The sequence below is a fragment of the Spirosoma panaciterrae DSM 21099 genome, from assembly GCF_000374025.1.
GTDB classification, from domain to species: Bacteria; Bacteroidota; Bacteroidia; order Cytophagales; family Spirosomataceae; genus Spirosoma; species Spirosoma panaciterrae.
Map to the genome: position 1 here is coordinate 1 of NZ_KB893188.1, position 21929 is coordinate 21929.

At 50.4% G+C, this 21929-nt stretch carries 21 protein-coding genes and 1 riboswitch; of the genes, 12 read left to right on the forward strand and 9 right to left on the reverse strand.

Going from position 1 to position 21929, the window contains the following annotated elements; translation table 11 throughout:
* The first annotated feature begins 114 nt into the window (after positions 1-114).
* Positions 115-849, forward strand: coding sequence for a T9SS type B sorting domain-containing protein (locus B153_RS35395; protein ID WP_425423150.1), 735 nt, complete (start codon positions 115-117; stop codon positions 847-849).
* A 101-nt stretch (positions 850-950) separates the two neighbouring features.
* Here B153_RS35395 and B153_RS0117855 read toward each other — a convergent pair whose 3' ends face one another.
* Both B153_RS0117855 and lysA read right to left on the reverse strand, forming a co-directional pair.
* Positions 951-1664, reverse strand: coding sequence for a YebC/PmpR family DNA-binding transcriptional regulator (locus tag B153_RS0117855; protein WP_020598106.1), 714 nt, complete (start codon positions 1662-1664; stop codon positions 951-953).
* Between the two features lie 103 nt (positions 1665-1767).
* Positions 1768-3021 (reverse strand): diaminopimelate decarboxylase, encoded by a 1254-nt coding sequence (lysA, locus tag B153_RS0117860; RefSeq protein WP_020598107.1) that lies wholly within the window; start codon positions 3019-3021, stop codon positions 1768-1770.
* Between the two features lie 42 nt (positions 3022-3063).
* Between lysA and B153_RS0117865 the strand changes: the two genes are divergently transcribed.
* The 7 genes from B153_RS0117865 (at position 3064) to B153_RS0117895 (ending at position 10698) form a co-directional block, all read left to right on the forward strand.
* Entirely contained in the window at positions 3064-4455 is a 1392-nt protein-coding gene (locus B153_RS0117865) for an alkaline phosphatase D family protein (RefSeq protein ID WP_020598108.1), read from the forward strand.
* Between the two features lie 58 nt (positions 4456-4513).
* Positions 4514-5236 (forward strand): glucosamine-6-phosphate deaminase, encoded by a 723-nt coding sequence (locus tag B153_RS0117870; RefSeq protein WP_020598109.1) that lies wholly within the window; start codon positions 4514-4516, stop codon positions 5234-5236.
* Between the two features lie 81 nt (positions 5237-5317).
* Positions 5318-6640, forward strand: coding sequence for an NCS2 family permease (locus B153_RS0117875; protein WP_020598110.1), 1323 nt, complete (start codon positions 5318-5320; stop codon positions 6638-6640).
* Between the two features lie 14 nt (positions 6641-6654).
* Positions 6655-7488, forward strand: a complete 834-nt coding sequence (locus tag B153_RS0117880) for a 5'-methylthioadenosine/adenosylhomocysteine nucleosidase (protein ID WP_020598111.1) — start codon at positions 6655-6657, stop codon at positions 7486-7488.
* Positions 7489-7620: 132 nt separating this feature from the next.
* On the forward strand, positions 7621-8700 hold the full coding sequence (locus tag B153_RS0117885; protein WP_020598112.1) for a lipase family protein: 1080 nt from the start codon (positions 7621-7623) through the stop codon (positions 8698-8700).
* 218 nt (positions 8701-8918) lie between these two features.
* The gene (locus B153_RS0117890; protein ID WP_020598113.1) at positions 8919-9533 is read left to right on the forward strand and encodes a TetR/AcrR family transcriptional regulator; all 615 of its coding nucleotides are present in this window, start codon (positions 8919-8921) and stop codon (positions 9531-9533) included.
* Positions 9534-9546: 13 nt separating this feature from the next.
* On the forward strand, positions 9547-10698 hold the full coding sequence (locus B153_RS0117895; protein ID WP_020598114.1) for an FAD-dependent oxidoreductase: 1152 nt from the start codon (positions 9547-9549) through the stop codon (positions 10696-10698).
* Between the two features lie 6 nt (positions 10699-10704).
* On the opposite strand, the gene B153_RS0117900 is transcribed toward B153_RS0117895, so the two are convergent.
* From B153_RS0117900 to B153_RS0117915, 4 genes are all read right to left on the reverse strand, one after another.
* Entirely contained in the window at positions 10705-11433 is a 729-nt protein-coding gene (locus B153_RS0117900; RefSeq protein ID WP_020598115.1) for an esterase family protein, read from the reverse strand.
* A 74-nt stretch (positions 11434-11507) separates the two neighbouring features.
* Positions 11508-12101 carry a GDSL-type esterase/lipase family protein gene (locus B153_RS0117905; protein ID WP_020598116.1) on the reverse strand — a complete coding sequence of 198 codons (594 nt, stop codon included), beginning with the start codon at positions 12099-12101 and terminating at the stop codon, positions 11508-11510.
* A 6-nt stretch (positions 12102-12107) separates the two neighbouring features.
* Positions 12108-13187, reverse strand: coding sequence for a homoserine O-acetyltransferase family protein (locus B153_RS0117910; protein WP_020598117.1), 1080 nt, complete (start codon positions 13185-13187; stop codon positions 12108-12110).
* 77 nt (positions 13188-13264) lie between these two features.
* The gene (locus B153_RS0117915) at positions 13265-14578 is read right to left on the reverse strand and encodes an O-acetylhomoserine aminocarboxypropyltransferase/cysteine synthase family protein (RefSeq protein ID WP_020598118.1); all 1314 of its coding nucleotides are present in this window, start codon (positions 14576-14578) and stop codon (positions 13265-13267) included.
* A 196-nt stretch (positions 14579-14774) separates the two neighbouring features.
* Positions 14775-14878: riboswitch (SAM riboswitch) on the reverse strand.
* A 192-nt stretch (positions 14879-15070) separates the two neighbouring features.
* Here B153_RS0117915 and B153_RS0117920 point away from each other — a divergent pair.
* Entirely contained in the window at positions 15071-15397 is a 327-nt protein-coding gene (locus B153_RS0117920) for a DciA family protein (protein ID WP_020598119.1), read from the forward strand.
* A gap of 24 nt (positions 15398-15421) precedes the next feature.
* Here the strand turns inward: B153_RS0117920 and B153_RS0117925 are convergent, their stop codons facing one another.
* From B153_RS0117925 to B153_RS0117935, 3 genes are all read right to left on the reverse strand, one after another.
* Positions 15422-16207 carry a polysaccharide deacetylase family protein gene (locus B153_RS0117925; RefSeq protein ID WP_020598120.1) on the reverse strand — a complete coding sequence of 262 codons (786 nt, stop codon included), beginning with the start codon at positions 16205-16207 and terminating at the stop codon, positions 15422-15424.
* On the reverse strand, positions 16159-17157 hold the full coding sequence (locus B153_RS0117930) for a glycosyltransferase family 2 protein (RefSeq protein ID WP_020598121.1): 999 nt from the start codon (positions 17155-17157) through the stop codon (positions 16159-16161). Before B153_RS0117930 ends, B153_RS0117925 begins: the two co-directional genes overlap by 49 nt.
* A gap of 182 nt (positions 17158-17339) precedes the next feature.
* Positions 17340-18938, reverse strand: coding sequence for a Na+/H+ antiporter (locus tag B153_RS0117935; RefSeq protein WP_020598122.1), 1599 nt, complete (start codon positions 18936-18938; stop codon positions 17340-17342).
* Between the two features lie 109 nt (positions 18939-19047).
* Here B153_RS0117935 and B153_RS0117940 point away from each other — a divergent pair, with 109 nt between their 5' ends.
* Genes B153_RS0117940 through B153_RS0117950 form a run of 3 tightly spaced genes read left to right on the forward strand, consistent with a single transcriptional unit; the run spans position 19048 to position 21809 of the window.
* Positions 19048-20040 carry an ion channel gene (locus B153_RS0117940; protein ID WP_020598123.1) on the forward strand — a complete coding sequence of 331 codons (993 nt, stop codon included), beginning with the start codon at positions 19048-19050 and terminating at the stop codon, positions 20038-20040.
* A gap of 53 nt (positions 20041-20093) precedes the next feature.
* Positions 20094-20999 carry a S66 peptidase family protein gene (locus tag B153_RS0117945; RefSeq protein ID WP_020598124.1) on the forward strand — a complete coding sequence of 302 codons (906 nt, stop codon included), beginning with the start codon at positions 20094-20096 and terminating at the stop codon, positions 20997-20999.
* A 12-nt stretch (positions 21000-21011) separates the two neighbouring features.
* Positions 21012-21809 (forward strand): SDR family oxidoreductase, encoded by a 798-nt coding sequence (locus B153_RS0117950; RefSeq protein ID WP_020598125.1) that lies wholly within the window; start codon positions 21012-21014, stop codon positions 21807-21809.
* Positions 21810-21929 lie beyond the last annotated feature (120 nt).

Genomic DNA, 21929 nt, shown 5'->3' on the forward strand with positions numbered 1-21929 from the left:
CCCGTCACCTCGGCCAGCTCCTACACCTTCACCGATGACGGCTCCGACCGCTTCACCGCCGATGGCAACACCAGCCGCAGCCTCTCGGCCGACAGCAGCTACTGCTACCGGGTGATGACCCGGGGCCAGTACACCGACCTCCAGCTGGCCCGCCTGGGGGTGCTGCTCAACTACAGCCAGATCAGTTGTGCNTCCCCTTCGGACACCACCCGGCCCTGCCCCCCCGCCCTGAGCGTGGAGGCTCTGGACTGCGCTTCCCTGAGCTCAGAGGCCCTCTGTGACCAGAGCAGCTTCACCAACAAGCTCAGCTGGCAGCCCACCACCAGCCCCACTTGTGATGCCAACCTGGTATCCTACANGATCTACTACGGCCGCTACCCCACCGANTCGCTGACCCAGCTCAGCTCGGTNTCGGTGCCCACCACCCGCTTTGAGCACAGCAGCCTGACGACCGTGGCGGGGTGTTACTACGTGACGGCNGTGAGCCGNCGGGGNCTGGAGAGNGCNCCCTCCAACAAGGTGTGTGTGGATGCATGCCCGAGTTTTTTGCTGCCCAACGTGTTCACCCCCAACGGGGATGGCAAGAATGATGTGTTCCAGCCGCTGAAGTGTCCCCGGTTTGTGGAGCAGGTGGTGTTTGTGGTCTACAACCGATGGGGGGCCAAGGTGTACGAGAGTGTGGGCAGTAGCCTGAGCTGGGATGGTCGGAGCAGTGATGGGGCGGAGTTGCCGACGGGTCTGTACTATTATCAGGCCACGGTGCGGTATGGGTTGCTGGAGAAGGATGCCCCGCCCCAGGTTTTGAAGGGCTGGGTGCAGATTCTGCGGGAGGGTGTCTCCATGAAATAAGCTCACGACACGAGGCCAAGCAGAAATTGGTAATGAAAAAGGGAGGAGGCAGAACCAGTACGGATTCCCTACTCCCTTTTCATTACCAATTTCTGATCGGCCTACTTCATGTTGTGATACACCATTTGAACATCATCGTCTTCTTCGATACGCTCGATGAGTTTCTCAACATCACCAACTTCTTCGTCAGTTAACTCTTTGTAATCGTTCGGAATCCGCTCGAATTCAGCCTGTTTGATTTCATAGCCTTTTTCTTCCAGAAATTTCTGTAGACTCCCAAATGCGGTGAATCCGCCGTAAATAACCAATTGATCAGTGTCTTCGTCGTATTCAATTTCATCGCCACCGTAATCGATCAATTCAAGTTCTAGTTCGTCGCGGTCGACCCCTTCGGCGGGAATACGAAAAACCGACTTACGATCGAACATGAAATCGAGCATGCCCTGTGTACCCAGGCTACCGCCCAGTTTATTCAGGTAACTCCGAATGTTGGCGACAGTACGGTTATGGTTATCGGTTGCCGTTTCGATGACGAGCGCAATACCATGCGGAGCGTAGGCTTCGTATACAATTTCCTTGTAGTCTTCCTGCTCTTTCGACGAGGCTTTTTTAATGGCCCGTTCTACGTTTTCCTTCGGCATGTTAGCCGCTTTGGCATTTTGAATGATGGCCCGTAGCCGCCCGTTGGTATCCGGGTCGGGACCAGCACTTTTAACGGCCATAACGATGTCTTTGCCGATGCGGGTGAAGGTCTTTGCCATTTGCCCCCACCGCTTCATTTTGCGCGCTTTCCGGTATTCAAACGCTCTTCCCATTGTTCTTTGTGGTCATTAAGTGGTCATTCCATAGTCATTTGGTAGTCAGTGGTTGTAAGCAGCAAAGGCAATACATGACAACTACTGACAACTTAATGGCGATCTAATGACTATATACAATTGATTCAAATTCAATAATTTCCTGCCCTCGCATCAAATCCTCGAAGGTTTCGCGCTGACGAATAAGGTAGGGTTTACCCTCATAGACCAGCACCTCGGCAGGACGAAAACGGGCATTGTAATTCGATGCCATGCTGAAGCCATAGGCCCCTGCATTTTCGAACGACAGCACATCGCCCGGACGTACTTCGGGTAAGGTACGGTCGGTGGCGAAGGTATCCGTTTCGCAAATGTACCCCACTACAGTATATTTTTGAGGCTCGCCCGCTGGATTCGAGATATTTTTGATGTCGTGGTACGCATCGTACATCATCGGGCGAATCAGGTGGTTCAGGCCCGAATCGACTGCCACAAATGTCCGGGTTGGGTTTTGTTTGACAAGATTGGTGCGTACCAGCAGATGCCCACTTTCGCTGACCAGAAATTTACCGGGTTCGAACCAGAGTTCTAACTCACGGCCATACTGCTGGCAGAATTTCTGGAAAGCCGCCGACACCTGATTGCCCAGTTCGGCAACATCCGTAATGTGATCGCCCTCTTTGTAAGCTACTTTGAAGCCACTGCCAAAATCAATAAATGTCAGGTCAGGGTAATCGGTCGCCAGATCGAACAGAACATCAGCTCCTTTCAGAAAGGCGTTGGCATTCTTGAAATCCGATCCCGTATGAACGTGCAGCCCCGTTACCGACATCTGATATTTTTCGACCAATGCCCGCATTTCAGCTCGTTGCAGGATCGAAATACCGAATTTAGAGTCGGCATGGCCCGTTGAAATCTTGATATTGCCGCCTTCACTGATATGGGGGTTGATACGAATACTAACCGGAACCCGGCTACCGTAGTTTTGCCCTACCCATTCCAGCAGCGGCAAACTATCGACATTCAGTTGCAGGCCCAACTCGATGGCTTCGCTGATTTCGCCGAACGAAACCCCACTGGGTGTAAACATGATCTGATTCGGAGCAAAGCCAGCCAACATACCCATCCGGGCTTCGTTGACCGACACCGAATCCATTTCAACCCCCTGCTGGCGCATCAACTTCAGAATCGACACGTTGGTCAATGCCTTGGCTGCGTATTTTATCTTGAGGTTAACTCCGGCAAAAGCCGACCGGAGCAAGCCGATTTTTTCGATAATTTTGTCGGCATCGTACACGTACAAGGGCAGACCGAACTCATCGGCTATAGCCCGTACATCAACACCCTGAATCTGATAAACCTGGTTATTTAGTTGCATACCTTCATAAAACGAATCGCAAAATTACGCCATCTTTCCCCCATGTACAAAATTCAAAGGTATCTGTTCATACTTATCCTGCTTGGTACGTATCCGGCTTTTGCTCAGCGACCTACCACTGCCACCCCGAAGAGTCGCCCGGCCAACGCAGCTCAACCCGCCAGATCGAAGTCCAGGCTCCAGTCGGGCCCGATGGTAGGGTATTCCGACATGCGGGAAGTGATGCTTTGGGCACAAACCAACGAGCCGGCCAAAATTCAGATTCGTTACCATGAAGCGGGCAAGGATAACCCGGTTTATCTGACCAACGAAGTACAAACGACCCGGCAAGCGGCTTTTACCGCCCACCTGCTCGCCGATCGGGTGGAACCCGGCAAAAAATACGAATACGACGTGTTGATCGGGGGCCAGAAGGTGAGCCTGCCCTACCCGACCCAGTTTCAAACCCAATCCCTGTGGCAGTGGCGAACCGACCCACCGACTTTTCGTTTCGGCGTCGGAAGCTGCACCTACGTCAACGAACCTGACACCGATCGCCCTGGTAAACCCTACGGCGGAGGATATGAGATTTTTACGGCACTGGCGGCTCAGAAACCCGATTTCATGCTCTGGACGGGCGACAATACCTATACCCGCGAAACCGACTGGAATAGCCGCACAGGGGTTATGAGACGCTACACCCATACACGCTCTCTACCCGAACTGCAGCCTTTGCTCGCCAGCACACACAACTACGCTACCTGGGACGACCATGATTACGGCCCCAACGATGCCGACCGTTCGTACTGGCTCAAACCGGTTACCCTGGAAGCGTTCAAGCTTTTCTGGGCCAATCCGAATTTCGTTTTTCCGGAAGGCTGCGCGGGTACATTTTTCTGGAACGACTGCCAGTTTTTTCTGCTCGATGACCGAACATTCCGGGCTCCAAACGACATGCCCGATGGGCCAGAGAAAGCGTATTTTGGCGATAAACAGATTCAGTGGCTACTCGATGCCCTAACCTTCAGTCAGGCTCCATTTAAATTTATCATAACGGGTGGTCAGATCATCAATCCAACGAAGGCTTTCGAAAACTACAGTATTTACGGTACGGAACGAGATCGACTTCTGAAAGCCATTACCGATGCCAAAATCCCCGGGGTTCTGTTCATCACTGGCGACCGACACCACTCCATCCTGCATAAACTGGACCGCTCGAATACCTATCCCATCTACGACTTAACCATTTCGCCATTGACGTCCTCGGTAGCTCAGCCCCGCGCCGATGAGTTGAAGCAACCCACCTACATAGATGGTACCTTGGTTACGGAGCGTAATTTTGGGCTTCTCAGTGTAAGCGGCCCTCTTAAAGACCGGGTACTGACAATAAAAGTCTATGACCAGAAAGGGGCCGAACGCTGGAGCCGCGATATACGGGCCAATGAGTTGAAATGATAAACCTGTTTAACATTTCAGCCTCACCAACGTAAACCCTTAAATCTGAACTAAAAGCATGATTCTTCAAAAATTTCCTGACCACGACACCCTTTCGCAACATACAGCCGAACACATTGCCGAACTCATCATCCAAAAACCAAACGCCCTACTTTGTCTGGCTTCCGGCGATACCCCCATCGAAACCTACCATCGGTTTGTCGATCTGGTAAAAGCCGGGAAAGTCGACATCAGCCAATGTACGTTTGTGGGCCTGGATGAATGGGTTGGTTTTGGCCCGGACGATTTTGGTAGCTGCTCATATTATGTATTCCGGGATTTATTCAATCCACTCCAATTACGACCCGACCAGATTCATGTGTTCGATGCAAAAGCATCCGACCTTGCCGCCGAATGTGCCAAAATTGACGCGGTCATTCGGGCCAATGGTGGATTGGATTTACTGCTGGTCGGTATGGGGATGAACGGGCATATTGCCCTTAATGAACCCGGCACTCCTTTCAACTTGGGCTGTCATGTTTCCCAGCTAGCCGAAAGCACGATCACGGTTGGGCAAAAATATTTTAACAAAGAAACCACTCTCACACAGGGCATTACCGTTGGTTTACGGCATCTGGCCGAAGCCCGTGAGGTTATTCTGCTGGTGAGTGGCGAAAAGAAAGCATCCAAACTACGCGAAGCCCTGACCGGCCCCATTACCAACGAAGTTCCCGCCAGTATCCTGCAAACACACCCTAACGGACTGGTTTGGGTCGATGAAGCAGCCGGAAAATTGGTTTGATAGTTACCGTTTTTCGTTCAAAGTTTGTAGTTTGAAGCTGCAATCCTCCCAACGTCAAACCTCAAACTACAAACTTTTCCCTTGCTGACCTCTCTGCCAACTGCTACTGTTCATCGTCGAACCGAAATTTTGGCTGGTATCTCGACGTTTCTGGCGACCATGTACATCATTGTCGTGAACCCGGCTATCCTGAGCCAGGCAGGTTTACCGTTTAGCGGTGTTCTGACGGCGACGGTCCTGCTTTCGTTCTTTTGCAGCCTCATGATGGGCCTGTATGCCCGAAATCCAATTGTGGTAGCACCGGGCATGGGGATGAACGCCTTCTTTACCTTTACGGCGGTAAAAGGCATGGGTATTCAGCCTGAGGTAGCCCTGGGTGCGGTGTTTTGGGCGGGCGTGTTGTTTCTGCTGATGTCGGTGCTGAATCTTCGGTCGGCCATTGTGCGGGCTATTCCGCAACCTTTACGCTACGCGGTGTCGGCTGGTATTGGCCTCTTTATCACCCTCATTGGCTTCGAAAACGCGAAGTTCATCATTGCCAATCCGGCTACGCTGGTTGGTATTGCCCACCTGAACGACCCGATTATACTCACGTTTGTGTTTGGCCTGCTGCTCACCAGTGTCCTCGTCATTCGTGATGTACCGGGCGCTATTATCATCGGAATTGTGCTAACTACGCTGGTTGCCTGGCCCATCGGACGCTGGTGGGGCGATGCATCGGCCATTAATTTCGGGCAAAAAACGCTGGTCAATTTTCAGAGCGTGTGGGCTACCCCCGATTTTTCTCTACTGGGCAAACTGGATCTAATGGGTTCGTTGTCCTGGTCACTATGGCCCGTGATCTTTGCGTTCGCGTTTACCGATCTGTTCGATAGCCTGTCTACGTTTGTGGGCGTGGCCGAAGCAGGTGCGTTGCAGGATGAACAGGGCAACCCGCGAAATCTGAACCGATCCCTGCTAACCGATGCTGTAGCTACCACCCTGGCCGGAATCCTGGGCACCAGTCCGGGCACGGCTTATATCGAATCAGCGGTGGGAATTGCGCAGGGCGGACGGACGGGGCTAACGGCCATTGTGGCGGGCTGTTGTTTTCTTCCGTTCCTGTTTTTGTCGCCATTACTATCCGTTATCCCAGCTATTGCTACGGCTCCGGCATTGGTACTGGTAGGGGCATTCATGATGAAACCCGTTACGCGCATCCACTGGGCAAAATTGGACGATGCTTTACCGGCTTTTCTGGCGCTGGTGCTGATTCCGTTTAGTTACTCGATTACACAGGGACTCATTTGGGGGTTTCTGTCCTGGACGGTGATTAAACTGGCCATCGGCAAAACGAACGAACTCCCGTTAAGCCTGTGGGTTGTCGATATTTTTTGTGTACTGGCCCTCACGAGTGGACATTGATTAACTTTCCTGGCATGAATAAAAGGCGCCTTTTTCTCGTTTTCACGTTTTCGCTCTTTTACTCGTTCGCTTTTGCCCAACGCTACAAAACTAAACCCATTACGGGATTGCTGGGTGCGTTTGGAGCCGAAGTAGCCCTGGTAAAAGAGTCGTTGCGAAAACCCAAAACGGTTATCGTCGACGGTGTTTCATTTACCTGCGGCCGAATTGGTAATCAGCGGGTTGTCGTAGCCGAAACGGGTATTGGTAAAGTAAATGCCGCCATGACCACCACCCTCATGCTCGACCATTTCCGCCCTTCGCGTGTGCTGTTTACGGGCATTGCCGGGGGCACCAACCCCGATCTCCAACCGGGCGATATCGTCATTGCAGGCCGGACAGCTCATCATGATTATGGTTCCATTACCAGCAAAAACACGCCCACCCGGCAAACCCGCAACGCCATCACCAAAGAATTTAATCCCGTCTATTTCCCCGCCGATTCGTCACTGATGCATCTGGCCGAAAAGGTAGTCAGAACAGTCTCGTTAGAAGGCATTCCATTAGCGTCGGGTGGGGTCTCGGATCGGCCAGTAAAGGTGGTAACGGGTACGGTGGTGACGGGCGATGTGTTCGTAGCCTCGGTTGATAAAGTAAAAAGTTTGCGGACCGATTTTGGGGCCGACGCGACCGAAATGGAAGGCGCGGCAGTAGCCCAGGTTTGTTATCAGATTCAGGTGCCCCACCTGATTATCCGCAGCCTCAGCGACCGGGCCGATGCTGAAGCCCACATTGCTTACGACAAATTTTATCCAACAGCCGCCCGCAACTCGGCCAAGCTGGTGATAGCTCTGGTCAAGGCCTTATAGCCATTTAGTCAAAATAGTACTCACTAGAAAGTAAGTATACTGTTTTTTTTCATATTTGAGAACACTAAACGGCTGATCGATAAGTTATTGTTACTTATTGAACTCGTCAGTACTATTTATCGCTCCTCAACTATGAATCGTATTATTTACTTTCTACTGATCTTACTTCCTGTACGTCTTCTCGGGCAGCCGCTAAAGCCGGGGTTCGATAAAGCGGAGTACATCGAACTTTTAAAAGTATCGGCCCAATTTGGTGATTCAACCTACGTCAGGGCTTTTCCAACGCCCGAGCGCTTTACGTTCGTTTACCGTTCACCAATAGTCGGGCTGGATAATCGCTGGGATTTATGGGCCAACAATCAGGGCGTAGCGGTTCTGAGTATACGGGGTACTACGGCCAACAGCGTTAGCTGGCTGGCTAATTTCTACGCGGCTATGGTTCCGGCCAAAGGCGAACTCCAGATCAGCGACACCGAGAAATTCAACTATGAACTGGCTTCCAGTCCGTTAGCGGCTGTGCATGTTGGCTGGCTGGTCAGTACAGCCTTTCTGACGAAAGACATGCTCCCCAAGATTGATTCGTGTTATCGGACAGGCACTAAAAATATATTGATCGTGGGGCATAGTCAGGGTGGTGCCATCGCGTTTCTGCTAACAGCTCACCTTCGCCATCTGCAAAAACAGTCCCGACTGCCTGCCGACATCCAATTCAAAACGTATTGCAGCGCTGGCCCCAAGCCTGGAAATCTGCACTTCGCCTATGAATACGAAGCCGCAACCCAGGCCGGGTGGGCCTATAACGTGGTCAACTCCGCCGATTGGGTGCCGGAGGTTCCGCTAACCGTTCAGACTGTCAATGATTTTAATCCGACCAATCCCTTTGTGGGTGCTCCGGCCATGATCAAAAAACAGAAATTTCTGAAGCGTGTCGCCCTCAAGTACGTCTACAACAGTCTGAGTAAGCCCGCGCTCAAAGCTCAGAAAAACTACCAGAAATACCTGGGCAAACTAGCCTCCAGCACCGTAAAAAAGAATCTAAACGGCTATGTAGCCCCTGATTATTACAAAAGCAATAACTACGTCCGAACCGGCAACACCATTGTACTACTGGCCGACAGCGCCTATTTCGCTAAATATCCCGATAGCAAAGACCAAGTCTTTATCCACCATTTTCATTTGCCCTATTTATACCTTACCGAGAAGCTCCCCTGATTTTTGAAGATGTAGCTCACCAAGTTAGTACTGCTTCTGCCGACTAAGCATCGAGTTTGCCATTACGTACTTCGATCGGAATGGCAAACTTGTCAGCGTTAACGATTTCCAGCAAAAATCCGATTCTAGTTAAAGCCTGAAACAAATAAGGAAAAAAATCAATTAGTAAATGAACGTTTACTTACTAAAAAACATTATTTCAGCAAATAGCAGGTTCTATGCGGCCAAGAAATATTGAAAAGGAAGAGTCGATTCGGGCAGTAGCCTTAAAAATCATTCAGGAAGAAGGGCTGGAAAATCTGAGCATGCAGAAGCTGGCCAAAGCCGCCAACGTGTCGCCCCGGACGATCTATATAAAATATGAGAACAAAGAAGACCTTCTCATTAAGCTGTTCATCGACGAAGTGCTGGGTGCTTATGAAGCGGCTGTACTGGAAAATTTCGATGAAAACATGGAGTTTTCAGCAGGCGTCAAAAGGCTATGGCAGAACAGTTTCCGGTATTTCCGACACAATCGGCAAGCGTTTACGCTGATGCAATACGGCAAATCATCGCCCTTACTTAACAAGGCGTTTCGGGAAAGGGACATTCAGGAAGGACAGTTCTTTGCCCCCATTCATCGGTTTCTGGCCCGTCATGCCAGCGCCGGCACTATCCAGCATTTTCCATTTCAAGTCCATAGAGCCTTACTCTTCGCGCCCCTTTTCGATCTGATCAACGAGTACATTGAACATAGTGACCGCCCCGCGCAGCCCATCACCGACGAACTCCTGCTCGACTGTTGCCAAACGGTAATCAGTGGTATGCTTATCAAAACGAACAAACATCAATAATCGCAACAAACCAATGAACCCCATTACAAACAAAAAAATAGCGATCGTTGGCGGTGGACCAGGAGGGTTGACCCTCGCCCGACTTTTACAACAGAAAGGAGCGAATGTGACCGTTTACGAACGGGACGCCAATCCGCATGTCCGCGTACAGGGCGCTACACTGGACCTTCACCACGATTCTGGGTTATTAGCCTTACAGGAAGCCGGACTGATGGATGCGTTTAAAGCCGCCTATCGGCCGGGAGCCGACCAAACGAGAATTGTCGATAAAGCGGGGAAGATCCTCTTTGATGACGAGTTCAACGACAGTAACGATCTGTTCCGGCCAGAAATTGACCGTGGACCGCTCAGAAAATTATTACTGGATTCACTACAACCTGATACCGTCGTATGGGACAGTCATCTTTTATCGCTGAGTCCATCCGGTAATGGCTGGCAGCTTGATTTTAAAAAGGGTTCGTCGGCTTTTGCTGATCTGGTGATTGCCGCCGATGGAGCTAACTCAAAAATACGGCCACTCATCACCCCGGTCAAACCTTTCTATTCGGGCATTACCATTGTGGAGGGTAGCGTTTACGATGCTGAAACCAAAGTATCAGCCATCCATACGTTATTGATGGGCGGTAAAATTTTTGCGCTAGGTGACGAAAAAACCCTGATCGTCAGTTCAAAAGGCGATGGCAGTCTGGTGTTCTATACGGGTTGCCAAACAGACGAATTCTGGTTTCGCGACAATGGCATCGATTTTAGTGACCGAACCCAGGTACTGAACTGGTTTAAGACAACCTTTAGCGGATGGGATACTGGCTGGCTTGAACTGATCGAAAATGCCAGTTTCCCCTTAACGCTGCGCCCGCAGTACTGTATGCCTGTAGACCAGACCTGGGATGCCTTGCCGAATCTGACCATGTTGGGTGATGCAGCTCACCTGATGCCTCCTTACGCAGGTGAGGGCGTGAATATGGCGATGCTGGATGCCCTCGAATTAAGCAACTGCCTGACCAGCGGAGCCTATACAAATACCCAAACGGCCATTGCGGAGTATGAAAACCAGATGCGGGCTAGAGCTTCTGAAGTAGCCCGACTCACATTGGCTCAAACAGCCAGCCTGCATTCGTCCGATGCGATACCTAACCTGCTTGATCTATTCAATCAAACCGAATAAAAGCCCCTACAGATACAATTGCACCATTTTTCGCCAATCGTCGGCCTGATGGGCCCGACCGTCCCAAAGGTATAAGTCGTGTGCGATGTCTTTAGCCCAAAGCGTTTCACTCAAGCTAAGATTACTGGGCAGGAAAGGGTCGTCGGCTCCAATGGTCATTACAATCTCCATCCGGCGAAGGTGGCCAATCAGGGCTTCGTCCTGCAGATTGGGCAGGAAATGGTTCGGGCTGTGGAAATAAATATCCTCGTCGTAGTAATTATCAAAAAGCCCCCGAAACTCAGCTACTGGCTCCGATAGGTTATATCGACCACTGAATGCGGCTACTTTCCCAAACCATTGCGGATGCCGAAACGCGATGTTCAGCGCATGGTAAGCGCCCAGGCTACACCCATGCGCGATCATGAACGGCTGCGGATTTTTCAGTCTTGAAAACGTGAGTACTTCGTTCAGAATGTATTGTTCATACTGATTATGGCGTCGAATACGATCTTGCGGAGTAGCTGCACGATTGTATACGCTTTCCCGATCAACGCTATCTACGCAAAAAAGCTGGAGCCAGCCGTTTTCGATACGATCGGCTAATGCTTCAACCAGGCCCAGTTCTTCGTATTCATAAAAGCGACCACGTCGGGTTGGAAACACCAGAACCCGCGCGCCAGCATGGCCGAAAACGAGTAGTTCCATGTCACGGTTCAGATTAGGACTGAACCACTTATGATACTCACGGTTCATACCGCATGTGTTAAGTACCCATGAAAATACGGCGACCCGATCAAAAAATTAATATCAGGCAAGTAAATAAATCGTTAAAAACTCGGGACTTGCTGCTCAAGCGTTCGCTTCCAGGCCTGATATCCCGCCGGACTTAAATGCAGACCGTCACTCTCAAACGACTCCCGACGAGGCTGCCCATTTGGCCATAGCAACGGCGCGGTCATATCGATGTAATGCGCATTCTGTCTTTTTTCAACCTCTTTACCGATCAGGTAGTTGGTATACCGAATCCGGTCAACAATACCCCAGCGAGCCGGGCTAATTTTTATGGATAGATAGAAAAGCGGCAAACTGGGGAAATGGTGGCGCATTTTGTCGGCGAAGGTACAGAAGAATAAATACACCTCTTCCGGATGTCGCCCATCGCCCAGATCATTGTCGCCCGCGTAAAACACAACAGACTTAGGGTTGGCAGGTAACAGGAGCCGCTCGAAAAACCAGGAGCAGGCCGCCAGTGTAGAGCCCCCAAAGCCAAGGTTTAGGGCGTTGATCTGCGGAAAATCCTGCGCCAGCGTGGTCCAGAGCCGGATGGAGGAACTACCATAAAAAACCACCCTGTCAGACGCGGGCGGTAATGTTGTTAACTTCGACTCCAATTGCCGAACCTCGGCTTCGTACCAAACCATATTCTGTTATTTAGCCTGCCGCACAACTTCTTCCAACTTAACAACTTCGGCAGGGGCGCTTGCCATCCATTTTCGGATTATGTTTGCTAGTGGCCGAAATTCAATCAAGAATCCATCGTGGCCATACAATGAATCAATTTCTTCGTAGGTCGCATTCGGGATATGGCGAGCCAGAAACTGCTGTTCGGTGGGCGGAAACAATAAATCAGACCGGATGCCTACTACCAGTGTATAGGCCTTAATTTGCCCCAACGCGTTCAAAATACTCCCCCGATTCCGGCCCACATTGTGCGAATCCATCACCTTCGACAGGGTCCAGTACGTAAAGGCATTGAAACGGTCGGCCAGCTTATCGCCCTGGTAGCGCTGATAACTGGCCGATTTGTACCCATCCAGTTGTTCATTGTTATCCAGTGCCTGGGTAAAGCCATAGGTATCATAGTTCCGATACGAAATCATGGCCATAGCCCTGGCCGCTTTCATACCTGCTACCCCCGCATCGGCTCGTCGTTCGGGCCAGGTTGGGTCGGCCTCAATAGCCATACGCTGGGCTTCGTTGAAGGCGATGCACCAGGGCGATGCCACGGCACTGGCGGCAATGATTACCAGATTATGGATCAGATTAGGTTGTAGGATCGCCCATTCCAGCGCCTGCTCTCCCCCTACTGATCCTCCTATACAGGTATGTATTTTTTCGATACCCAACTCCTGCCGAAGTAAATCCAGGGCGTTCACCATATCCCGAATGGTAATCGCGGGAAAATCATGATAATAGGGCTGCCCGGTGGCAGGATTTACAGACAAAGGTCCGGTTGAGCCATAACAGGAACCCAGCACATTGGCACAAACAATAAATTGCCCGGTACCCGTGGGGGGAGCCGGGTCAAAATACCTGCCAGAACCAACCATACCACCCCACCAGTCGCCCGCATCGGCATTGCCCGTCAGCGCATGGCATATCCACACAACGTTCGATCCCTCTTCATTTAAGGTACCGCGTGTTGTATAGGCCAACCGAAACCCCGGCAGGCTCTCGCCCGATTCGAGCGAAAAAGAATACTTGTAATCGAAATACTGTAGTGTCAATTGAAAAATAGTTTCAGGTCTGAGGTCTGCCCTGTGTGCTTCGGATGAACCAGCCCCAAACGGCAGACCCCAAACTATTAAACACGTACTGATTCGGCAATTTGGGCGAAGGCCTGCTCAAAATCGGCTTTGATATCGTCGAGATGTTCGATCCCGGCCGAAACCCGCAGAACACCCGCTTCAACACCGGCACTGGCCTGATCCTGCTCGCTCAGTTGCTGGTGAGTGGTAGCTGCCGGGTGAATGATCAGCGTTTTCGAGTCGCCAACATTCGCCAGGTGGCTCACCAGTTTCAGACTGTTTACAAACCGATCGGCTGCCTCTTTATCGCCTTTTACCTTGAATGTAAACACGCCCCCAAAGCCTCGTTTCAAATATTTTTTGGCCAGTTCGTGGTAGGCACTGCTTTCCAGACCGGGGTAATTGACAAATTCAACCTGATCGTGCTGCTCGAGCCACTGGGCCAGCGCCAAGGCATTCTGAACGGTCCGATCAACGCGAAGGGAGAGCGTTTCCAGCCCCTGAATCAGCAAAAATGCATTGAACGGGCTGAGTGCCGGACCGTAATCGCGTAAACCTTCAACCCGTGCCCGAATGATAAACTGGATGTTGCCAAAAGGCCCGCCCACCCCAAAAACATCGCTGAATACCATGCCATGATACCCTTCCGACGGCTCACTGAACTGAGGGAATTTCCCATTACCCCAGTTGTAATTTCCACCATCGATAATAACGCCACCAATGCTGGTGCCATGGCCACCCACCCATTTTGTAGCCGACTCAACCACGACAGCGGCTCCATGTTCGAGCGGTCGAAACAGATAACCGCCTGCACCGAACGTGTTATCGACAATCAGTGGGATGTCATGCTGTTTGGCCAGAGCCGCGAAGGCTTCGAAGTCAGGCACATTAAACCCTGGATTACCGATGGTTTCGAGATAAATAGCCTTCGTATTTTCATCAATCAGTTTGGCAAACGATTCGGGCTTATCGCCATCGGCAAAACGCGCGTCGATACCCAGCCGCTTGAACGACACCTTAAACTGATTGTAGGTACCACCGTACAGGAATGAAGTGGTCACGAAGTTATCGCCCGCATTCAGAATATTGTTCAGAGCAATGAATTGTGCCGCCTGCCCCGACGATACGGCCAGCGCAGCTACACCGCCCTCCAATGCCGCCATGCGTTTTTCAAACACATCGGTAGTCGGGTTCATGATGCGCGTGTAAATATTACCGAACGCTTTCAACGCAAACAAATCAGCGCCGTGAGCTGAGTCGTTGAATACATAGGATGTCGTTTGATAAATTGGGACTGCCCGGGCATTGGTCGTGGGATCTGGCTCTTGCCCTGCGTGTAGCTGGAGCGTTTCGAAATGCAGTTCTGACATGATTGAGGATGTATGTTCTAACGTGGTTTTGGTAAAATCTTACGACTCATGGTGAATATTTGGCTGGTTGACCAATTTATAGTCACCAGCAACGAACAGCACACGACAAACCCTCCCGGTTTTCGTGGCAGAAGGTGGTTGTGCTTAGTAGGCCCCACAGGGCATACAGCGTTGAATACAGAGCATGTGAAGAAACGATTTATAGTCCCTAAATAACTTTAGGCAGGAGTTAGCACCTTGCCATGTGGTAGGTTGCCAGCGGTTCGCAGAGCCTGATCTCTCCCCGCTTCTTTATAAATCAACGCGCGTCGGTATGATAAAACCGCGTACCTATTGACTTGATACTGCAAGTATAGCAGTCAACGAGGGCGAATCCAAAAAACGACCGCTTTTTCTGACGGTTAAAATATTTTTTGTGATAACACACATCCTTGCCATACACGGCGTTTAATCCTTCTTTACTTTTGTAGCAAAACGACAACATCCCACCCCATGAACCAAACGTACCGCTACAATCGAGACAATGCTACCCGCGTAGCAGGAACCACTACGGTTAAGGACGCCATTGGGCAACTGTTGAAGGCTTATCAGCTTCAAACGCGCTTCAACGAAACGTATCTGGAAGCCTTCTGGGGAAAAATGATGGGGCCAGCTATTGCTTCCCGAACAAACCGGCTCTATGTCCGTGATCGGAAGCTGCACATCGAAATTGCGTCGGCTCCACTTCGTAATGAACTTGTCAATGCCAAACAGAAACTGATTCAACTCGTCAATAAAGACATGGGCAGCGATGTGATTGACGATGTTATCTTTATCTAGAAACGGTTTACGAAGCCTATAAGCTTACAACCCTTCTACAAATTCCTGCATGCCCTTGAATTCGCCCATCGGCTTCAGGTATTGCAGTAACTTTTCGACCCGATCCAGCAACCCTTCGTGCGAATGCCGACGCACATAGGTAGGGATTTTTTCATAGGCCGATAAGTCGGTAAACTCCCAGGGGTGTACATACAGGTTCAGAAACCCATCTGCTTCGAGGGTCTGGCGGCAAAGTCGTTTATAGTAGCTAAACGGAAAATTTTTCAGGCTCAGCCAGAACAGAGGTAAGCGAAGTGTTGGTGTAACCGAAGCCGGAATTTGCCAGACGCCAACCTCCCGGAACGGATGCCGGGGTTCGCCCCAGTGATTGTAGCGGCCCGGAAGCCAGGTCGGATGCAAGGAGGAATTGTACTGATACCCCGCCTGTTTCACGTCGTTTGGATCGACAAAGCCCATCCTCGCGCGACGAAAACCCGTAATGGGACGATTCAGCAAATCTTCCAGTGCGAGTCGGGATTTGAGCAGATCGGCGGGTTCGAAAGTGGTGTGATAATAGCCATGAGAAGCTATTTCATGCTTGCCAGCCAGACGTAGCATCAAGTCCGGCTCGTGAAGGGCATAATTGGCCGTTGTGAACAGCGTCGTTCGAACATTCAGTGTATCGAATCGTTCGGCCAGAAGGGTTAAGCCACGCGTTGAAACGGCCACCTGTTCATTCAAAGGAATGTTGTGGCCGAATTCAACGGCGGTATCAAATTCTTCTACGTCAACGGTGAATAAAATATTTCTTCCTCGATTGGGGATTGCCATGGCGTTACAGTCTCCTCGATCTCGCTCGTGTCGCCGATAATATAAGCTGGTCGGCCTTTCACTTCGACAAACGTTTTGCCCAAATATACGCCGATAATCCCGATCATAATAAACTGTACCCCGCCAATCAGCACTAATAGCAGTACCAGCGTTGTCCAGCCCGATACGGTTTCGTCGGTAAAATAATGTTCATAAATCGCTTCGGCCCCAAACAGGATAGCAAACAGCGACATACAAAAGCCAAGTGTTACCGACAGATAGAGCGGACGCGTTGAGAACGATGTAATTCCCATAGCGGCCAACTGCATCATTTTCCGGAATGAATATTTCGAACGACCGGCATAGCGTGCGGCTGGTTCATACAGGATCCGGCATTGGCGGAAGCCTACCCAGGAGATAGCCCCCCGCAGAAACAGATCAGCTTCTTTGAACTGCTTGATGGTATCCACGACTTTTCGGTCGAGCAACCGGAAATCGGCAGCTCCATCTTCAATCTCCAGATTCGAAACCCGGCGCAGGATACGGTAGAAATATTTTGAGGTAGTGCGTTTGAACCACGACAGCTTAGGATCGGGTCGCCGAACGGTATAAACCACCTCAAAGCCCTGCCGCCATTTGTCGATCAGTGCCGGAATCAACTCGGGAGGGTGCTGCAGATCGGCATCCAGGCAAATGACAGCGGCTCCCCGCGCATTGTCATAACCAGCCCGCAAAGCCATCTGGTGGCCAAAATTGCGCGAGAAGGAAATGAACCGCACGACCGGGTATTCCTGACTCAATTGCCGCAGTACGTAACGGGTTTGATCGGAACTACCATCATCAACGATCAGGATTTCATACGATTCGTACTGTTTCATTACCGCCATCAGCCGATGTACCAGCACGGGTAAATTCTCTTCTTCGTTATAAGCGGGCACAACCAAACTGATCATACCCTGATGAAATGCCATAGGTTACTAATTAGTAAGGAATTATTACGGATGGGGTTTCGAAGAAACTGGGTATAAATATAAGTAGATTTACCTAATGCACAACAAAAAAACCGTTGTATAATCTTTAATTTTCGGATAATGCCTTTTAATACCCTAGCTATTAACCACTTGCCAGACTGAGCATACACCCCAATTTAGGTCTAGGGTTGGACCAGACTCAGACGGGCCGCTTCGAGATCTAGCTCCTGTTCCATTTTCCGAATGACCTCCCCATCCAGCAACGTACTTTGCCGTTGCTCCGTCAGCACGGTTCGCTCTACATCAATCAGTTCGAGTTGCAGACGGATCGCCTGCTGGTAGAGTTCCGTTGGTTTATGAGGGGTACTGATCGACCCGCGCAGCATACCATTTAGCTCGTTAATCCGTAGTTCGTACGTGTTTTTCACATAGTTGAGCACGTCATCATGCACCGAGCCAGCCGAATGGTTTTCTTCCAGATGGGTAATCACCTGGAGAGCCATTTGCCGGCGAAGCTTCCGTTCCTCCTGCTTCTCGTCGATGTTTTCCCGCACATTAAGTGCTTCGACCAGCAAAGGCAGGGTTAGCCCCTGTATGACCAGGGTAATCAGAATCACAATAAAGGTGATGAACAAGATCAGATCGCGGGCAGGAAAGGGCTGCCCGTTGGGTAAGGTATTGGGTAAGGCCAGCGCACCAGCCAGCGAGACTACTCCACGCATGCCTGCCCAACCAACCACCATAACCTGCTGCCAGGCTGGTTTCGCTTCACGCTGGCGAATACGGGCACTGAGCCAGCGAGGTAGGTAAGCCCCCGGAAATACCCATATCAGTCGGCTTATTACGGCTACTACGCTGATCAGTAAGGCATAGTTGATTGCTTCGGGGAGTGTATATCCGTTCAGGTCAGCCACAATCATGGGAAGTTGCAGACCGATCAGGATAAAGACGAGGCCATTGAGCAGAAAAACCACAATTTCCCAAACCGAATTGGTCTGTAATCGACTGTGGTAGGTAAAGAGTTGCGAGGTTCGGGCCGACAGAAACAAACCGGTAGTCACAACGGCCAACACACCTGAGAGGTGAAAGTTTTCGGCAAGTAGGTAGGACCCATACGGTGTCAGTAAAGTTATGGCGGTGCTCGTCACATTGTCTTTACTAATCATCCGATGAACCCAGATCATAATCCAGCCAATGGCCAGACCGATTGCTACACTGATCAACGCGATACCAATGAACTGATAACTAGCCTCCCAAAGAACAAAATGATTGGTAAGGATAGCTACTAGTCCATACCGATAAATAATCAGGCTGGTGGCATCATTGACCAGGCTTTCGCCCTCCAGTACAGTCGTGATCTGTTTGGGTATATTGAGTCCGCGCATAACGGAGGTAGCCGCTACGGCATCAGGTGGTGCAATGATTGCCCCTAACAAATAGCCCTGGGCCAATGAAAAACCGGGGATAAAAGCGTGAGCAAACAGGGCTACCAGTGTCGATGTAAATAAAACCAGCCCCACAGCCAGCAATGATACCGAACGGCTATATAATTTTAATTCTACGTTATCGATCTGCCAGGCGGCTGCGTACAGCAAGGGAGGCAAAAAAACCAGAAAAACCTCATCAGGCGACAAAATAACGGGAGGCAATCCCGGAATCCAGCCGATCAATAGCCCCACAATAACCAGCAGGATTGGATACGATATCCGCAGCCAACGGGCCACGACCACCAATAAGGTAGTGACCCCCAGCAGACCTGTTACAATTTCAATTGGATGCATTGAATGATCAGAATTGGAATGATTGCAGCTTAACGGTTAAAGCCCGGCAAATTTGCTATAACTTTGTCAGTAGGCCATAACTGGTGATAGAGTAACAATTATACGCCTTATGAATTCATCAACCCGCCAGGTTTTAAAAAAAACGCCCAAAAACAGTCGGTTAGTTGAACAGGAAGAACAGCGTAACGACATTGGCTTCGGCACCAAGCTCACCGATGCCCAGGCCCGGTTGGTCAACCAGGACGGAAGTTTCAATATTGTTCATGCCAACGTCAGTTTATGGGATCAGTTAAACATCTATAATCGGCTCATTACAATGCGCTGGTCGCATTTTTTTGGCTGGATTCTACTGGCGTATCTGATTACAAACACACTTTTTGCCGGTGTGTATATGCTGGCAGGGGCCGGCACCCTCGAAGGTATGGATGATGACTCCATTTACGGTCCTTTCTGGAAATGTTTTTTCTTCAGTTCACAAACGCTTACGACCGTAGGTTACGGGCATATTTCGCCCAATAGCTTCCTGACCAGTTGTATTTCAGCCTTCGAATCGATGGTTGGGCTGCTGGCATTTGCACTCGCTACCGGCCTGCTCTACGGTCGGTTTTCGCGTCCGGTGGCACACATTCGTTTTTCGAAGCATGCCGTACTAGCCCCCTATCTGGATGTCAACGCCTGGATGTTCCGAATTATCAACACACGTCCAAACCAGCTTATCAACCTGGAAATCAGTGTGAGTTTATCAAGAGTAGAAGCCAATGCGCAAGGTATACTCACCCGAAAATATTACCCAATTCATCTCGAACGGAATACAGTGGCTTTTTTCCCGGCCAACTGGACGCTGGTACACGCGATTACAGAAACCAGTCCTTTGTATGGTCTGACTCCCGAGGATCTGGAAAAATCGGATACTGAGTTCTTAATTTCATTTCAGGCACTGGACGACACCTTTGTGCAGGGTGTCCATCGGCGTTTTTCCTACCGTCATGATGAGATACGCTGGGGCTATAAATTCCGGCCTATGTACGACGGGGCTCAAACCGGCCGGGTCATACTTGACCTGGACAAACTTGACGAGATTGAAGAAGCTACGTTAAATTGATACTGGTGTTTATGGTAAACTGAATACCCTAAACCGCAAACAATAGATTAACCTTGATTGTACCTCCTTTTTTACGCCCTGGCGACACGGTAGGTGTGGTATCTCCGGCCAGTTGGTTTCCTTATGAAGAACTAGCCGATGGGCTCCGCATTTTGCGAGACGATTGGCAGCTAAATGTCATCGAAGGCGATAGTCTGCGCGCAATCGACGGACCTTTTGCGGGTTCAGATGACCTCCGCCGGGCCGATCTCCAACGGCTTTTCGATGATCCAACGGTTCGGGCAGTGTTTGCCGCTCGTGGTGGATACGGATGTTATCGAATTGCTGACGGGCTCGATCTGACGGGCTTGGAGGCCAATCCGAAATGGCTCATTGGTTTCAGCGACGTAACGGTATTACTTAGTCTACTCCATAATCATCAGTTGGTCAGTCTGCATGGACTCATGCCCCGCCAGTTTGGTGATCCCGACCGAGCCGCTTCGCTGGAATCGGTTCGGCAATGGTTATTTGGCGAAATCCCCGCTCATTACACTGTACCTGTGCATCCACTGAACCGGATTGGCCAGGCCTCGGGTCCATTGGTGGGTGGTAACCTGACCATGCTCAGCAATTCGATTGGTACCCCTACCGATGTCGATCTCGACGGAAAAATTCTGTTTATCGAAGACATCGACGAAACGTTTTTCTCCCTCGACCGGATGCTGACCCAGTTCCGGCGAGGTGGAAGGCTGGCCAATCTGGCAGGTTTGGTAGTGGGCCAGTTTACCGACATGCGCGGCAACGCATCACTTCCTTTTGGCAAAGACGCGAATGAGATTATTGCCGATGCCGTTTCGGCCTACCGTTATCCCGTACTGTTCGATTTTCCGGCGGGCCATGTGCCGTTCAATCTGGCCTTACCAATCGGGAAAACAGTTACGCTACAGCTAACAACTCAAACGGCCCAGCTCGTATTCTAACCGATCTCTCCTATGAGTTTTGCCAATTCCGTTGTCTGGATTACAGGGGCATCGTCTGGTATCGGTGAAGCTATCGCTGTGGCGCTGGCCAGCTATAAAAACATATCTCTGGTGATTTCAGCCCGTCGTGCCGACGAACTACATCGGGTAGCCAATCAAACTGGGTTACCAGCTTCCCATTTGCTTGTATTGCCCATGGATATGACCGAGATCAACAGTTTAGCAACTCATGTCGAAACGGTTCGTCAGCGGTTTGGCCGGATTGACTACCTGTTTCAAAATGCAGGAATCAGCCAGCGAAGTTCCGTTGTCGACACCGATTTTTCAGTGTATCGGCAACTCATGGAGGTCAATTTCTTTGGTGTGGTAGCACTCACCAAGCTGGTTTTGCCGATTATGCTGGCACAGGGAAGTGGTCATTTTGTAGTGACCAGCAGTGTAGCCGGGAAATTGGCGACGAAGCAACGCTCCGGCTATTGCGCCAGCAAACACGCGCTGCATGGTTTTTTCGATGCTCTTCGGTCGGAGGTCTATGAGGCCGGGCTTCGGGTAACCATTGTTTGTCCTGGGTATATCCGGACAGCCATTTCGATCAATGCGCTTAATGCCGATGGACAGAAGCACGACCAGATGGACGAGAATCAGCAGAAAGGCATGGCTGCTGACGACTTCGCCCGACGGCTATTACGAGCTGTCGAATCTCAAAAAGAAGAGGTATATATTGGTGGGAACGAAATCTACGGCATCTACCTCAAGCGTCTCTTTCCCAGCTTATTATCCAGAATCCTTCGCAACCGAAAAGGGGTTTGAGCATGCTTACGGCATTCTGATCCAAAACAATGCACTAGTCAACGAACTCATTTTGCAGCTTTTAAGCAAACAAGTAGTTGGCCTAATTTTTGTACTTTTGGAGCAAATTCACGCTTAAAT

What these genes read in the sequence shown, in the direction of transcription:
- B153_RS0117925 (WP_020598120.1), bottom strand. Translation starts at nt 16,207, where the DNA reads ATGGCAATCCCCAATCGAGGAAGAAATATTTTATTCACCGTTGACGTA.
- B153_RS0117930 (WP_020598121.1), bottom strand. Translation starts at nt 17,157, where the DNA reads ATGGCATTTCATCAGGGTATGATCAGTTTGGTTGTGCCCGCTTATAAC.
- B153_RS0117940 (WP_020598123.1), top strand. Translation starts at nt 19,048, where the DNA reads ATGAATTCATCAACCCGCCAGGTTTTAAAAAAAACGCCCAAAAACAGT.
- B153_RS0117920 (WP_020598119.1), top strand. Translation starts at nt 15,071, where the DNA reads ATGAACCAAACGTACCGCTACAATCGAGACAATGCTACCCGCGTAGCA.
- B153_RS0117865 (WP_020598108.1), top strand. Translation starts at nt 3,064, where the DNA reads ATGTACAAAATTCAAAGGTATCTGTTCATACTTATCCTGCTTGGTACG.
- B153_RS0117895 (WP_020598114.1), top strand. Translation starts at nt 9,547, where the DNA reads ATGAACCCCATTACAAACAAAAAAATAGCGATCGTTGGCGGTGGACCA.
- B153_RS0117905 (WP_020598116.1), bottom strand. Translation starts at nt 12,101, where the DNA reads ATGGTTTGGTACGAAGCCGAGGTTCGGCAATTGGAGTCGAAGTTAACA.
- B153_RS0117870 (WP_020598109.1), top strand. Translation starts at nt 4,514, where the DNA reads ATGATTCTTCAAAAATTTCCTGACCACGACACCCTTTCGCAACATACA.
- B153_RS0117855 (WP_020598106.1), bottom strand. Translation starts at nt 1,664, where the DNA reads ATGGGAAGAGCGTTTGAATACCGGAAAGCGCGCAAAATGAAGCGGTGG.
- B153_RS0117890 (WP_020598113.1), top strand. Translation starts at nt 8,919, where the DNA reads ATGCGGCCAAGAAATATTGAAAAGGAAGAGTCGATTCGGGCAGTAGCC.
- B153_RS0117935 (WP_020598122.1), bottom strand. Translation starts at nt 18,938, where the DNA reads ATGCATCCAATTGAAATTGTAACAGGTCTGCTGGGGGTCACTACCTTA.
- B153_RS0117880 (WP_020598111.1), top strand. Translation starts at nt 6,655, where the DNA reads ATGAATAAAAGGCGCCTTTTTCTCGTTTTCACGTTTTCGCTCTTTTAC.
- B153_RS0117915 (WP_020598118.1), bottom strand. Translation starts at nt 14,578, where the DNA reads ATGTCAGAACTGCATTTCGAAACGCTCCAGCTACACGCAGGGCAAGAG.
- B153_RS0117885 (WP_020598112.1), top strand. Translation starts at nt 7,621, where the DNA reads ATGAATCGTATTATTTACTTTCTACTGATCTTACTTCCTGTACGTCTT.
- B153_RS0117900 (WP_020598115.1), bottom strand. Translation starts at nt 11,433, where the DNA reads ATGAACCGTGAGTATCATAAGTGGTTCAGTCCTAATCTGAACCGTGAC.
- lysA (WP_020598107.1), bottom strand. Translation starts at nt 3,021, where the DNA reads ATGCAACTAAATAACCAGGTTTATCAGATTCAGGGTGTTGATGTACGG.
- B153_RS0117950 (WP_020598125.1), top strand. Translation starts at nt 21,012, where the DNA reads ATGAGTTTTGCCAATTCCGTTGTCTGGATTACAGGGGCATCGTCTGGT.